Here is a 15,022-nt window from a genome sequence, read left to right as displayed (position 1 = left end):
CCGGCGGCGATCGTGATGTCTCCGGCGCGAGAGCGCCGTCGGCGTCGCGCCGAGCGTGATGCTGTGGGGGATAACCGTCTGGCGCTCATCGATCAGATGTCGTTTCTTTCGGTCCTCGCCACCGGCCAGGGCACAGTCGTCCAATGCGTCTGGATTTACGAGCGCGCGATCGACTTCGACGGGCTGGAGCGCTTTCGCCGCAACCTTGGCTTCGGGTTGATGGGGCGGCGGATCGAGCGTTCTCCGCTGCCCTTCGCCCGTCATCGGTGGGTTTCATATCCGGCCGCGCCGGACCTCGATGTCGCTGAGCACGCCCGTCCGCGCAGCGAACTCAGCGCGTGGGTTGACGAACGCGCAAGGATGCCCGTCAACCCGGAATGGGGGCCGGCTTGGCATCTCGGAGTTGCGCCCTTCATGGATGGATCGACAGCCATCAGCCTGGTGGCATCGCATCTGGTGGTTGACGGACTCGGCTTTTGCCTGGCGATAGCCGATGCGGTCAAGGGCAACACCCGTGATCTGGGGTATCCGCCGCCACGGTCGCGCAATCGACTGGGGGCGGTGATCCAGGACGCCTGCCAAACCGCACGGGAAGCACCCCAGATCGCGAGGGCGCTTGGCGCGGCAGTACGCCTGGGGCGCCGCAGGGAGTCTGACATCGCCCGCGTGCGGGCGTCGAAACCGGTCGCCACTGAGCGGGGCAACGCGGATGACGCTCTGATGGCGCCGGCGATCACGATCTACGTTGCCCTCGATGAGTGGGACACTCGAGCGAAAGCCCTTGGCGGAACAAGTAACGCGCTTTTCGCCGGGTTTGCCGCGAAGATGGCGGAGCGCGCCGGATGCCGAGCTGGCGACGGCAGCCCCGTCGCGATGTCGTTCCCGGTCAGCGAGCGCACGGAGGACGACACGCGCGCCAACGCGTTGTCATTTCTGATCGTCAGTGTCGACCCGGCGCATGCGACAACGGATTTGCGCGATATCCGACGCGCCATCAGCCAGGCGCTTCATACCCTGCGGGAGACGCCAGAGGAGTTGTTGCAGTTACTTCCGCTGGCCCCGTTGACGCCGAAATGGGCGATGAGAAGGTTGGCCGATGTGGCCTATGGCTACACCGACGTGGGTTGTTCGGCCATCGGAGACATCGACCCGGCAGTAGGCCGCCCGGATGGCACCGACGCAGGTCATGTCTTCATTCGAGGCGTGCGGCAACGCTTCGCGCGGCAGAGCTTCGATCGCCCCCGTGGCATCTTGATGGTTTCGGGGCGCATCGGCGGACGGGTTTTCATCACCGTCGTCGCCTACCAACTCGACGGCAAGCACTCGAAGGGTGAGCTGCGCGAACTGGCGGCGCACACGCTGTCGGAGTTCGGCCTGACCGGCGTCATCGATTGAAGACCGGGCGGATTGTTCCTCGGGTCAAAGCGCCCGAGGCTCCCGATGTTTCGAGTAGATCGCTAAAGTCGATCCGTACCTAACGCCGATACTTTCTCGCGCCGGCAAGGAACGTTGCGAGTTCAAGTCACTCGGCGAACCATCGCGCGGGAAGCTATGGGGGCATCGTGAAAGTTCTCAGTACGCTGCGCACCGCAACCGAGAGCGCCTCCGCTGCCGCGCGCTACCGCCGCGACGGCGAGGCGTTGCGCTTCGTTTGCGAAACCCACCAGGAGCTTTCGCCGCAGCCTCCGGCCGGCCGTCGCACGCTGGTTCTTTTCGCGCATTTCGACCCCGAGGGGATCGTCGATCCTTACGTCGCCTATTACCTGAAAGCGCTGCACGGTCTCGGAGCAACGATCATTTTCGTCTCCGGATCGCCCGCGCTTACGCCGGAGTCGGTCGCTTCGATCCGCCACCTCTGTGCCGGCATTTACACCCGCCGCACGCTTTCCCTCGACTTCGGCAGCTGGCACCTCGCGTGGTGCATTCTCCGACAACATGGCTGGTCGCTTGATCAGTTCGACCGGTTCGTCATCGCCAACGACAGTGTGTACGGTCCACTGTTTCCCATACAAGAAATGTGGAACGCGTTCCACGATGCCGACATGTATGGCCCTATCGAAAACGCCGAGTGGATCCCACACCTGCAGTCCTTCTTTGTGGTCTGGGACCTCAACTCGCGTACCCGCCCGTTTCTCAACGACTTCTGGACCGACTTCCGGTACCTCGTCGTCAAAGGGCATCTGATCTGGGAATACGAGGTCGGGTTGTCCAGGCGTGCTCGTCAAGCAGGGCTGCGCATCAAAACGCTGGTCTCTCCCGCCAGTGTCAAAGCGGCGCACGGTCGCTCACCGGCGCATCAGTGGGCCGGCATTCTCTCCGGCGGGCCCGTCAACAACACCCTTTACTTCTGGGACGGCCTGATCGAGCACCTCCGGTTCCCCTTCCTGAAGGCGAAATTGCCTCGGCAAAACAAGCCGTGGCACGACTCCATGGCGCACCTGGGCGACTTCATCCAGCAACACACTGCTTACCCGTACGAGTTGATCGAATCCAACCTGGACAGGCTCGGCTGCGGGCCGCATTCCTGGGTAAGGCCCAGCGGCTACGCGGTGCTCGCGAACAGGCTCTTCGTTAATGAGTCCGCACGGTTAGTGGAGGCTATCCGGCGCCGGGATTCGTATCGCTGAACCAATCGGCGGACGGCGCCGCATGAAGCAGGACCGCTAGCTCATCCCGTTGGCCACCAACAAGACTCCCACCGCGGTGACAATGATGGCCACGATCCGCCGGCGGCGAGGCCGCACCCAGTCGTGCAACCGCAGCATCGCCGCTTTCGTGTGCGCCGGCGTCGCCCAGTAGCTGATGAGCGGAATTTCGATGATCGCAAGGTTCACGGCCACGAACATGATGACAGCGCTGATCTGCATGCCGATGGGGCCGCCCGAAGCCATGGTGACTGCGAGTGCGACCGGATACTCGGCGGCGGGAAATCCGGAGCCGAGCCCGACCACAAACGGCACAGACAAACGCTCGCCTTCCAGCACATTTTCGGCGCGGCCCCGAAGCCGTGCGAACGTGTTCGGTCCATCGGCCCCCGGTAGCGTCGCCGGGGGAGCGCCGCCCGAGACCTGCGTTCGCCGGACTGAAAAACCCACGGCGGTCAACGCCGTGACCGATAGCATGGCCAGACCAATCCCAACTTGAGCATGTCGGGCAGCGGGGCTTTGGCCCAGGGCCGACACGCTTTGGATGAACGCCGGCGCAAAGCCGTGCACCCCTATCAACGCAGCCAGGCCCGTCGTGATCCCCGTTATCGTGGCTCCGAGCCAGAACGTGAACAGGTTGAGCATGGGCCGCGGCCGCGAAATCAGGACAAGCGCGATGCCGAGACGGATGGGGTTGGCCGCCGCGAAAATTGCCAGCGCGAGAACGATGTGCATCAGCCGAATTGGCCTCGCTGGGCGGCGTTTTCCAAGAGGTCCGCTGCGGCCGTCGCGCTGACCGAGGGCTTGGTCATCCTGGCGGCCACTTCGCGGGCTCGAAGGGCATATTCAGGCCTGAGGATGGAACGCAGGCTCGCTACCAGCGACTTTTCGGTGACGCTCGAGAGACGTTGGGCAGCACCGACGTTCATTCGCTTGACGACCGCCCCCCAGAGCGGCTGCTCGTTCCTGATCCAAAGGACCAACGTGGGGACGCCGGCCCGCATGCTCGCGGCCGTGGTGCCTGCGCCACCGTGATGGACGATCGCGCGGCAAGCGGGAAAGACGGTCGCATAATTCAGTGCCCCAACCATTTTGACGTGGTCGACACCGGTTGCGCAATCCCAACCGTCCGCGCCAGAGTAGATCAACGCTCGCTCGCCCAATTGCGCACATGCCGCGCTGATCATGGCAACCGTGTCGGCGTGCGACCGGACCGGCGTACTGCCGAAGCCGAAGTAAATCGGCGGTGTTCCGGCAGCAATCCACGACAAGACTTCCGCGTCGACAGCCGTCGGTAGCTCCAGCGTCAACGCCCCGACGAAGGGCCGCCGGTCACCCCACTCCGCCCACTCGGCCGCCAGCCCGGGAAAGAGGAAATCGTCGTACGCCTGGATCTCAAGCGATCCGCTTTCCACGATCCGTCGCGTCGAGGACCCGATTGCCTTCGGCAAGCCCAGCCTGCGGCGCTGGTCCTCTTCGGCGGTCTTCGTCACCTGCCAGTACCCCGACCAGAACGCCGCAACCGCGGAGCGGATCAACGGCGATGGCACGCCGGGAAGAAGCCGGCCGTTGACTCGCATCGGCATCCAGTGCAGGCACGCCAACGGAATGCCCTGGTATTCCGCAACATTGGCGGCCAGTCCCTGCTGTGCCACGGCGGTCAACAGCAGATCAGCCCCGTGCGTGAGCGACGCCAGCGTCGAACCCATGTCCGCCCATGTCTGGCCGAAGAACCCCTTCGATGTGGACAGCAACCGGATCGGATTCGTCTTCTTGCCGAAGAGCACGTCCCGCGTGTCCGGTCCATAGTCGACCGCCGTAATGCCGGCCGACTCGGCCAGGCCGCGCAGGTCGGGCGGGACCGCCATGCGCACTTCGTGACCTCGACGCAGCAGCTCCCGACCGACCGCGGCGTGCGGCTCGACATCGCCGCGCGAGCCGTAGACGGCCAGAGCGAACTTCATCTGAAATCCCTTGCCTCAGCCGAACGGATGTGCAAGCCGCTTCGCCGGTTGGGAGGGGCCCGAGCCGGACCGGCGTTTGCGGGGCTCGGGTCGACAAGCCGACTGCTGCTGGGCCGCAGCGCCGTTGCGCGGCGATGCCACCGCGTGGCCGCCGTCCGCGACACGGGTGTACACGGATTTCATCGCTGCCAGATAGCGATGCACCGATTTACGGGCGATCGGATTATCGGGGAACAACACGATTGCCTGGGTTTCGTTTTCGAGCCGATTCACCCGGATCGCCACTTGAGACGGGATTCTGCCGTCGTGGTAGAGCCTGGCGTTGACGCCCTCCAGGTGTGCATTGACGAGAGCGGACAGGGGAGGAACACCGGCATCGAGGAAAAACAGTAAGGGAGCCCCACGTTGCGGCATTCGCAGCCACGGCGCCACCTCCACGACGCGCTCGATCGGCACGTTCGCGAGGTCTTTGCCGGAATCGAAGGACTCCTGAGCGGCGCGGGCGGTGTCAGCGAAGGAGCCGGTCACCGGGACGGTCAACGGAACGAAGCCGACAAACCAACCCGTCGTCAGCAGCTCGGCCCGAGATCTGCGGGTATCGACCGGAATCACCCCGTGATACGTTCCGGTGCCGGTCAATTCGTGTTCCGCCAGGCCGGCGCAGGCGAACACACCACCACTGAAACGCGCGCCCGCCGCCACGCAAGCGGATTCGAACCGGGCGGTTTGTTGCTCGTCCAGCAACTGCACGCTCAACATGTCGCATGGGACCGGCCCCTTACCCAGCGGCAGGGGGAATTGCGGCAGGGTACCGTCGTTCTCTTCGAAGAAGTCGACCCAGCGCCGCACTTGGCGCGACTCCAAGGTCAGCGCGGACAACTCCCGATGTTGCCGAACGCAGTAGTCGTCGTAGCTGCCTGCCTCGGGGAGCGGGAGCGGAGCCCTGCCGGCCACCAACGCGGCGTACATCAGGTGGATCTCGGCGAATCCCACGCCCACGAACATCGCGTCTATGTGGAGGTGGTCGACACACAGGCAAAAGGTGAAGTCGTCCTCGCGCTGAATGACGATGAAGCGGAAGGAATCCCAACACAGCGGATTTGGGGTGTCCAGGACGAGGCCTCGCACTTCGGCCGAAGTCATCACACCGTGCTTGACCGGGGCGAACTTGATACCGGCGGCCTCACTTATGGTCCGCCGGACGATGCGTTGGTCATCCGCGAACTCGAACCAACTGTGGTAGGCGTCGTGCCGGCGCAGGTGCGCGTTGATGACGTGCGTCATGACGCGGATGTCGCATCGACCGGGTATGTCCCAGCCGGCAGTGAGCAGCCGTGACATATCGATTCCGCGGGCGGCATTTTCGCTGAAGCGACGCAGGTGTTGGGCCTGCTGGTAGCTGGGGGGTACCGTACTGATCGGCGCCTGCCGGGCTTTCTCGAGCGACGCAGGTGATGCCTGCCAACTCACGACGGAACCCGGAGCCGGCATCCACTGGTGGATGGGTCCCACTTCGACTTTCCCTACTAGAACCACGATTCCTCCCCTCTGCCGCCGGTCGCCGCGTTGAGCGGATACTGCGATGTCAATCAACCCGGCATGTCATGGTGGTGCGATCTCCGCCAAGGTGTCGCACAGGTGGGCGGCCAAACCCCGAATGGTGGTGATGTCGGTGGATTTGATCCGTACTCCTGCTTCGGCTTCGATGCGCGTGCGCAATTCGAGGTTGCCCAACGAGTCGAGCCCGTACTCCGACAGCGGACGGTCCGGGTCAACGGCGCGGCGCAGAATCAAGCTGACCTGCTCGGAGACCATGCGGCGCAGCCGCGTGGCCCACTGGTCGTGCGGCAACGTAGTCAGCTCGGCGAGCAGTTTCGTTGCGCCCGTTGGGGTTTGACCTGTCAAATCGAACGCTTCAGCGAACCGGCTGCGTTGTGCAAACGCAGCCAACCACGGTGCGTCGATGACCGGCGCGTACCCGGTGTATGCGCGGTCGTGGCGCAGCAGTGCCTGGAAGGCGTGGGCGCCCTCGTCGGGAGTGATGGCGGTGCCGGCGTCTTCTGCGAATGTTGTGGCGCGCCCGAGCTCACCCCAGGCGCCCCACGCGATTGAAGTCGCAGGAAGGCCCTGGGCCCGTCGCCAGTGGGTGAAGGCGTCCAGCCAGCTGTTCGCCGCGGCGTAGGCGCCTTGACCCGGCGAACCTACCAGTGCGGCCGCCGAGGAGAACGAGCAGAACCAGTCCAGTGGCTGGTCAGCCGTGCTCCGGTGCAAATTCCAGGCGCCGTCGACCTTAGGCGCCCAGCAGCGATCCAGGAGGTCGTCGGTGATGCCGCTCAGCATGGCGTCTTCTACGACCGCCGCGGCGTGCAGCACGCCCCGCACCGGAAGCCCGGTGGCAGTGGCCACCGCCACCAAACGCTCCGTTGTGCCCGGCTGGGTGATGTCGCCGCATTCCACGACGAGGTCCGATCCGATCCCCCGGACCAGCTCGATCGTCTCCCGAGCCCGCTGGTTCGGCATCGAGCGCGAGTTGAGCACGATGCGGCCGCAGCCCGCCGCGGCCAGTTTTTCCGCGAGGAACAGCCCGATGCCACCGAGGCCGCCGCTGATGATGTAGGAACCGTCGGGGCGGAATACCCGAACGTCTTCCGGGGGCAGGACCGCACTGCTCTTCCCGGCGCGGACAACGTCGAGGACAAGCTTGCCGGTGTGTTCGGCGGCGCTCATCACCCGGATGGCGGTGGCGGCATCGGTCAGGGGGTAGTGCGTGCTCTCGGGCATCGGCAGCAGACCGTCGGCGGTGAGCTTGTACACCGTGTCCAGCAGCTCCCGGACCCGCCCCGGATGGGTGAGCGACATCAGTCCCAGGTCGACGGCGTAGAACGTGAGGTTGCGACGGAACGGGAACAGTCCCAGCCTGGTGTCGCCGTAGATGTCCCGCTTGCCGATCTCGACGAACCGTCCGCCCGGCGCCAGCAGCTTCAGTCCGGCCAACTGCGCGGCGCCGGTCAACGAGTTGAGCACGACGTCGACGCCGCACCCAGCGGTGTCGCGGCGGATCTGTTCGGCGAACTCGACGCTGCGGGAGTCATAGACATGCTCAATGCCCATGTCCTGCAGAATGTTTCGACGCTTGGCGCTACCGGCGGTGGCGAAGATCTCCGCTCCTGCGGCGCGGGCGATCGCGATCGCGGCCTGTCCCACCCCGCCGGTCCCGGAGTGGATCAACACCTTTTCACCGGCCTTGATGCGGGCCAGATCGTTGAGGCCGTACCAGGCGGTGGCGTGCGCTGTGGGCACCGCGGCCGCCTGCGCGTCGGTGAGCCCGGGCGGCAGCGTCACCGTCACGCCGGCGTCACAGGTGACGAACGTGCTCCAGCAGCCGTTGGGGGAGAGGCCGCCGACGCGGTCGCCGACCTTGTGCGCGGTGACATCGGGTCCGACCGCGCTCACCACACCCGCAAAGTCGGTGCCCAGCTGCGGCAACCGCCCCTCGAAGCTGGGGTGCCGGCCGAAGGCGAGCAGCACGTCGGCGAAGTTGATGCTGGACGCGGTGACCGCTACCTCGATCTGTCCCGGCCCGGGCGGAATCCGTTCATACGCAACGAGTTCCATGGTCTGCAGGTCACCGGGGGTGCGGATGTGCAGGCGCATGCCGTCGTGCCGATGGCTGACTACAGTGGTCCGCCGTTCCTCTGGGCGTAGCGGACTGAGCCGTAGCCGCGCCGCGAACCAGTCGCCCTCTCGCCAGGCCGTTTCGTCCTCTTCCGATCCGCTCAGTAGCTGGCGCGCGATCTGCTCGACGCCGGTGCGCTCGTCAGTGTCGATGTGGGTGGCGCGCAAATGCGGATATTCGGTGCCGATCACCCGCAGCAGGCCGCGCAAGCCGCCCTGCTCGAGATCCGCGCAGTCGGCGGCCAGCACCGTCTGGGCGTTCCTGGTCACGACATACAGCCGCGGCGGCTCGCCGGGCAGGTCTGCCAGTTCGCGGACGATCCGCACCGCATGGCGGACGTACTTGCCGGCGCGGGCGGTGCACTCGCCGCCGGGGCCGCCGTCCTTCGGGCCGGTGAGCACGACCGCACCGGTAAACCGGCCGGCACCGGGCTGATCGCGCAGCACCGCGGCGTCGGCAAGGCGGTTGGCACGCTGCGACCAGGCGATGGTCGTGCATTCAGCTCCCAGCAGCTTCAGCGAGTCGGTCAGCTCGGCGGCCACGACATCCGCCGTGGCGGCGGCGCTGACCAGCAGCCATCTTCCGGCGTCGACCTGATCCCCCTCGGGCAGCTGTTGCCGTTGCCATTCGACGGTCAGCAGTCGCGCGCTCAGCACGCGGTCGCGGTTTGTCCCCCCAGCGGCCCCGGTGCCGATTTGCAGCCCCTGCATGCTCAGCAGGGCCGTCCCCTGATCGTCGAGCACATCGAGGTCGGCCTCGAATCCGGTCTCGTCGACGCTGGTGACCCGCGTATAGCAGTAGTGGGCGGTTCGGGCGGAAGCGTAGGCGCGGATCCGGCGCACGCCCAACGGCAGGAGCAGACCGCCGCTACCCACGTTCTGCGCCTTGGACGTCGCCCCGATCGACTGGAAGCAAGCGTCCAGGAGGGCGGGGTGAATCCGGTAGGCGCTCTGCTGTGAGCGGATCGACGCCGGCAACGCGACCTCGGCCAGCACCGTGCTGGCGGTCCCCACCGGAGTGCGCGCCGCGGTCAGTCCGGTGAAAGCGGGGCCGTACTGGACACCGTGTTCGTCGAACCGCTTCCGCATCTCGGCGCCCTCGATGCGGCATGGGTGGGCCGCGAGCAGGGTGGTCACGTCGTACGTGGGTGGTTCCTCCTCGATCGCCGCCGCGTGTAGGACCGCGGTGGCCCGCCGGACCCGTTCGTTTTCCTGGAAGGTCTCGACGGCGAAGTCGGCGGCATGGGGCGATGTCACCGTGGCGAGCGCCGATAGCGGTGTGTCGTGATCCGCCAACAACATCTCCTCGAAGCGGACGTCGCGGACCTCGGCAGCGTCGCCGAGGACGGTGCGTGCCGCGGTCAGTGCCATCTCGCAGTAGGCGGCCCCGGGAAGAGCCGCCACTTCGTGTATCCGGTGATCGGTCAACCAGGGCAGCACCGCGGTGCCGACCTCGGCCTGCCAGGCATGGCGCTCCGGCTCCTCCGGCAGGCGCACATGAGCGCCCAATAACGGATGTACGGCGACGATGGACCCGGCCCGCGACCGATCGTCGTGACCGTCGCGGCCGAGGAGCAGCTGACGGTGCGTCCACGAGGGCAGCGGTACGTCCAGCAGGTTGCCGGTGGGGTAGAGCACCGAGAAATCCACCGCGGCGCCCACGCTGTGCACGGCGGCCAGCAGACCGCGCATACCGTGCGGCAGTGACTGCTCGCGGCGCATCGCGGCCAATGCGGCCACCGGCGTGTCGAGGCTGGCGGCGGTCTGCTCAACGGCATAGGTCAGCAGCGGGTGTGGCGAGAGTTCGACGAACACGCGATGCCCGTCTTCCAGCGCGGCCTGCACCGCCGCGCCGAATCGCACCGCGTGACGCAGATTGTCCAGCCAGTAATCGGCGTCGCACACCGGCTCCTCGCGGGGGTCGAACAGGGTCGCCGAATAAAACGGCACCTCGGGTGTCTTCGGAGCGAGCTCCCCGAGGACGTCGTACAGCTCGTCGAGGATCGGATCGACTTGAGGCGAATGAGAGGCGACATCAACGGCGATCTCGCGAGCCAGAACGTCACGTGCCGTCCACGCCGCGACCAACTCCCGGACCGTAGGAATGGCGCCGCCGATGACCGTGGACGTCGGTGAGGCCATCACGGCGACCACGACGTCGTCGATGCCGCGCGCCATCAGTTCTGAGAGCACCTGCGGGGCGGGCAGTTCCACCGAGGCCATCGCGCCGGCACCTGCGATGCGCGACATCAGTCGTGACCGGCGGCAAATGACACGCAACCCGTCTTCCAGCGACAGCGCTCCCGCGACCACCGCGGCGGCCGTCTCGCCGAGGGAATGTCCGACGACCGCGCCGGGCCGCACGCCGTAAGAGTTCAGGGTGGCCGCCAGGGCGACCTGCATGGTGAAGATGGTCGGTTGTACTTTGTCGATGCCGGTGAGGGACTGCGGCGACGACATCGCCTCGGTCACCGAAAACCCGGACCCGCGCACTATCAGCGGCTCGACTTCTGCGACGGTGGCGGCAAACACCGGCTCGCTGGCCAGCAGGTCAGCACCCATGCGAGCCCACTGCGAACCCTGTCCGGAGAACACCCACACCGGCCCACGGTCACCGCGTCCGAGCGCCGCCTGAAATGGCGTCTCGCTGCCGGCGACCTCATGCAGCGCTACGGCCAGGTCCTGGGTACTGCCGGCCACCACGACCGTGCGCACCGGCCGGTGGGCCCGCCGCCGCGCCAGCGTGTAGGCCACATCCGACAGCTTGACCGAGTCGGCGCGCTCTTGTATCCAGCCGGCCAGCCGCTTGGCGGTATCCCGCAGGCCGTCCGCGGAGCCGGCTGACAACGCGAACAACTCCGGACCCGCCGCCGCGGATCCGGAGTTTCCTGCGGCAGTGGTCTCGGGAGCTTGCTCCACAATGGCGTGGGCGTTGGTTCCCGACACGCCGTACGACGACACCGCCGCCCGCCGGGGTTCGGCGCTGTTGCTTGGCCACGGTGTAATCGCCTGTGGTACAAAAAGATTGGTCTCAATCTGGGCCAGGTCATCGGGCAGGCGGGCGAAGTGCAGATTCTGCGGGATCTCACCATTTTGCAGGGCGATGATCGTCTTGATCAGACCCAATGTTCCTGCGGCGGACTGGGTATGGCCGAAGTTGGTCTTCACCGACGTCAGGGCGCACGGGCCTTCGACACCGTAAACCTCAGCCAGACTGGCGTATTCGATCGGGTCGCCCACCGGAGTGCCGGTGCCATGCGCCTCCACCATGCCTACGGTGCCGGGGTCAACGCCCGCCGCGGCCAGCGCCGCCCGGTACACCGCGGTCTGCGCCGTGTGCGACGGTGTCGCAAGGCTCGTGGTGTGGCCATCTTGGTTGACGGCCGTACCGCGCACCACAGCCAGAATCCGGTCACCGTCGCGCAGCGCATCCGGCAACCGTTTGAGCAACACCACGGCACAGCCCTCGGAGGACACGAATCCGTCCGCCCCGACGTCGAAGGCGCGACAACGTCCGGTCGCGGAGAGCATGCCCTGCGCCGAACCTGCGGCGAGCTTCCGCGGTTCCAACAACACAGTGGCGCCTCCCGCCAGCGCCAGGTCGCTTTCGCCGTCGTGCAGGCTGCGGCATGCCAAATGCACGGCGACCAGCCCGGACGAGCATGCGGTGTCCACCGTGAGCGCCGGCCCGTGTACCCCCAGGGCGTAGGCGATGCGCCCGGACGCCACGGCGAAACTGTTGCCCATGAATCCGTACGGCTCATCCAGTGCGCCGGCATCGGCCGTTCGCAACGTGTGGTCGTCATGCATCAATCCGACGAACACGCCGGTCCGCGAGCCGGTCAACGTCGCCGGGTCCACACCTGCGTGTTCGATCGCCTCCCACGAGGTCTCCAACAGCAAGCGGTGTTGGGGATCGATCGCGGTTGCCTCACGCTCGCTGATTCCGAAGAAGTCCGCATCGAAGCCCGCGACGTCGTCGAGGAATGCGCCCCACCGGCACACTGAGCGACCGGGCACGCCCGGCTCGGGATCGTAATGCTCGTCGGCGTCCCAGCGGTCCAGCGGGATCTCGGTGACCAGGTCGTCACCGCGCAACAGCGCCTCCCGCAACTGGGCCGGCGAGTCGATCCCCCCGGGAAGCCGACACGCCATGCCAATCACGGCAACCGGGGTCACCTCTGTTTGGCCCAAGGTCGCTCACCTCCTGCGCGCGGCGTAAACAACAAAGTCGTCCGCGCCGTTCCCGATCGCAATTCACAAATTGGCTGCTGGCCGAAGTTTCAGTGGTAGCGTCTGAGTCGTCGCCCTCGATGCCGAATCCAACCAGCCCCCGCGAATCAGTCTGGGTAACAACAGGATTCCCCCTTCTCACACGAAGAGTGAAATGCCTCCGCGCACCGTGACAGATCCGCGCGACCATAAGCCATGCGTTGGGTTGATTAGATCTCGGATCCTACCGATGGGCAAATTGTGCGAGCCCGCAATCGCGCTTTCTTCAGGTGGTCTTCAGAAATGTGACTTGCGGAACAAATTCGGCATTCGCTCGGTGGGGCAAAACGCATCTGGCGGGCCGCATGTGCCGGCTCATCTGCCCGGCAATCCCGGATGGCGGCACACGATTGACATGTCGATCGGTGATTTCTAGCGTCAGGCAATGCGTACCAGAGTTGCCGAAATGCTCGGCGTCGAGTTTCCCATCTGCGCGTTCAGCCACTGCCGCGACGTGGTGGCCGCCGTGACCAATGCCGGGGGCTTCGGCATCCTCGGCGCGGTGGCGCACAGCCCCCAGCGGTTGCAGAACGAGCTGACCTGGATCGAAGAGCAGACGGGCGGCAAACCGTTCGGGGTCGACCTGCTGCTGCCGCCCAAGTACGTCGGTTCGGACGAGGGCGGCATCGACTCCAAGCAGGCGCGGGCGCGGCTGCCCGAGGAGCACCGCGCGTTCGTCGACGACATCCTGGCCCGCTACGGCATCACCGCACCGGCCCAGGAGTTGCGGGCCTCCGCCGGCGGCCTCAACATCTCGCCCAAGGGCTACGAGCCGCTACTGGACGTGGCGTTCGATCACGACATCCGGCTGATCGCCAGCGCGCTCGGGCCGCCGCCGGCCGACCTCGTCGAACGCGCCCACGACCGCGGCGTGCTGGTGGCCGCGTTGGCCGGTACCACCCGCCACGCGCAACGGCACGCCGCCGCCGGCGTCGACCTGATCGTGGCCCAGGGCACCGAGGCCGGGGGACACACCGGCGAGGTCGCCACCATGGTCCTGGTCCCCGAGGTCGTCGACGCCGTGGCGCCCGTCCCCGTGCTGGCCGCGGGCGGGATCGCCCGCGGCCGCCAGATCGCGGCAGCACTGGCCCTGGGCGCCGAAGGCGTGTGGTGCGGGTCGGTGTGGCTGACCACCGAAGAAGCCGAGACGCCGCCGGTGGTCAAGGACAAGTTCCTGGCCGCCACCTCCTCGGACACGGTGCGGTCGCGCTCGATGACGGGCAAGCCGGCGCGGATGCTGCGCACGGCCTGGACCGACGAGTGGGACCGGCCCGACAAGCCCGACCCGCTCGGCATGCCGCTGCAGACCGCGCTGGTCACCGAGCCGCAGGTGCGGATCAACTCCGCGGCCGCGCACCCCGGCGCCAAGGCGCGCGAGCTGGCCACCTACTTCGTCGGCCAGGTGGTGGGCTCGCTCGACCGGGTTCGCCCTGCGCGAACGGTGGTGCTCGACATGGTCGAGGAGTTCATCGACACCGTCGGGCGGCTCGACGGCCTCGTTGAGGGCTGATCAGCCGTGTTTGAGCCGCCTGCGCGGCGGCCCGGCAAACGCGAGGTGAACAACCGGCGCCCAACGGGGGTGGCTATCCGCCCAGCTCATGGCGTCAACCTGACTGAATCCTGTGTGCCCGCCCCGGAAACCCGTAAAGATTGGGAAACGCTGCGCGGAGGAGTTTGACCCTGTCGGACCCGTCGTGCATTATCGGTCGGGTAAGCACCTCGTTAGGTGAGGCGTCTACACGAATACAGGCCACTGACCCCGAACGTCGAAAGACGCCCCGGGTCAGGACAGCTCCTCCCGGCTTAAGGGTTGAGCCCAGGTGGCTTCCGGGACACCGGACACGTCGTGTGGTGCCGAAGCTCTGACGAGAGGGGTGCGGATCCTCCGGCCATGCCGGGTTTTCTGCTCCTCGTGCTGCGCGCAAAAATCGCGTGCGGATCACCGCGCGCGTCGTGACCGCGAGGAGGTGAGGGACACATGAGTTCCAGCGACAGTCCGGGTCGAAGTCCGAACTCCGTCTCGTCCCTGTCCGATCTCCGGCACGACGTTCTCGGCTGAGTCGTCGCAACGCCAAGTGGCTTGTCGGCCAAGCGTTCTCAAGGATCGGAACCGCGACGGGACGGGACACGTCAGTCCAATTAGTCCCCGTTTTGCCGAACCCCGCCTAGGAGGCGACCATGACCGTAGCCCTGCACGACGAAGTGGTGACCGTAGCGCCCGCCCGCACGCTGAGGGTGGTGCGCGACGTCGACGCGACGCAGGCCGCCGTTGCGGCCCCGGCGCCCAAGAAGGCCGCCCGCCAGGTCAACAAGCAGCCCGTGCTCGCCGGCGACCCGCTGGTGGAGGGCGCCACCCGGCTGCTCAGCGTCCCGCTGCGCCACGTCTACGCGGCGCTGTGGCGCGTCGGAGTGCTCGAAATTCAGGCCTGATCCGATGGGCAGCGACCAACCAAGGCTCCAAGGGGC

8 protein-coding genes and 1 riboswitch are annotated in these 15,022 nt (G+C 66.6%); of the genes, 4 read left to right on the top strand and 4 right to left on the bottom strand.

What is annotated here, in order from left to right; all coding sequences use genetic code 11:
• The first annotated feature begins 15 nt into the window (after positions 1 to 15).
• Together C1737_RS07930 and C1737_RS07925 are read left to right on the top strand one after the other, a co-directional pair.
• Positions 16 to 1,395 carry a hypothetical protein gene (locus C1737_RS07930; protein ID WP_102417832.1) on the top strand — a complete coding sequence of 460 codons (1,380 nt, stop codon included), beginning with the start codon at positions 16 to 18 and terminating at the stop codon, positions 1,393 to 1,395.
• Between the two features lie 167 nt (positions 1,396 to 1,562).
• A complete protein-coding gene (locus C1737_RS07925; protein WP_158243957.1) occupies positions 1,563 to 2,627 on the top strand; it encodes a rhamnan synthesis F family protein in 1,065 nt (354 codons plus the stop codon).
• Between the two features lie 36 nt (positions 2,628 to 2,663).
• Here C1737_RS07925 and C1737_RS07920 read toward each other — a convergent pair whose 3' ends face one another.
• The 4 genes from C1737_RS07920 to pks2 all read right to left on the bottom strand — a co-directional run bounded on the left by C1737_RS07920 (position 2,664) and on the right by pks2 (position 12,478).
• A complete protein-coding gene (locus C1737_RS07920; RefSeq protein WP_102417668.1) occupies positions 2,664 to 3,380 on the bottom strand; it encodes a GAP family protein in 717 nt (238 codons plus the stop codon).
• The gene (locus C1737_RS07915; protein WP_102417667.1) at positions 3,380 to 4,609 is read right to left on the bottom strand and encodes a glycosyltransferase; all 1,230 of its coding nucleotides are present in this window, start codon (positions 4,607 to 4,609) and stop codon (positions 3,380 to 3,382) included. The genes C1737_RS07920 and C1737_RS07915 overlap by 1 nt, the downstream gene beginning before the upstream one ends.
• Positions 4,610 to 4,624: 15 nt before the next feature.
• Positions 4,625 to 6,121, bottom strand: a complete 1,497-nt coding sequence (locus tag C1737_RS07910) for a condensation domain-containing protein (protein WP_102417666.1) — start codon at positions 6,119 to 6,121, stop codon at positions 4,625 to 4,627.
• A 90-nt stretch (positions 6,122 to 6,211) separates the two neighbouring features.
• Complete coding sequence (gene pks2 / locus C1737_RS07905) at positions 6,212 to 12,478, bottom strand: type I polyketide synthase (RefSeq protein WP_102417665.1); 6,267 nt, start codon at positions 12,476 to 12,478, stop codon at positions 6,212 to 6,214.
• A 463-nt stretch (positions 12,479 to 12,941) separates the two neighbouring features.
• Here pks2 and C1737_RS07900 point away from each other — a divergent pair, with 463 nt between their 5' ends.
• Positions 12,942 to 14,066, top strand: a complete 1,125-nt coding sequence (locus C1737_RS07900) for a nitronate monooxygenase family protein (protein ID WP_102417664.1) — start codon at positions 12,942 to 12,944, stop codon at positions 14,064 to 14,066.
• Between the two features lie 201 nt (positions 14,067 to 14,267).
• A riboswitch (M-box (ykoK) riboswitch) is annotated at positions 14,268 to 14,437 on the top strand.
• A gap of 297 nt (positions 14,438 to 14,734) precedes the next feature.
• Positions 14,735 to 14,986 carry an Rv1535 family protein gene (locus C1737_RS07895; RefSeq protein WP_102417663.1) on the top strand — a complete coding sequence of 84 codons (252 nt, stop codon included), beginning with the start codon at positions 14,735 to 14,737 and terminating at the stop codon, positions 14,984 to 14,986.
• Positions 14,987 to 15,022: the final 36 nt, after the last annotated feature.

Origin of the sequence: Mycobacterium sp. 4858 (assembly GCF_900240975.1) — a bacterium.
In the GTDB taxonomy this organism is placed as follows: Bacteria; Actinomycetota; Actinomycetes; order Mycobacteriales; family Mycobacteriaceae; genus Mycobacterium.
This window is presented reverse-complemented; position numbering and strand designations above follow the sequence as displayed.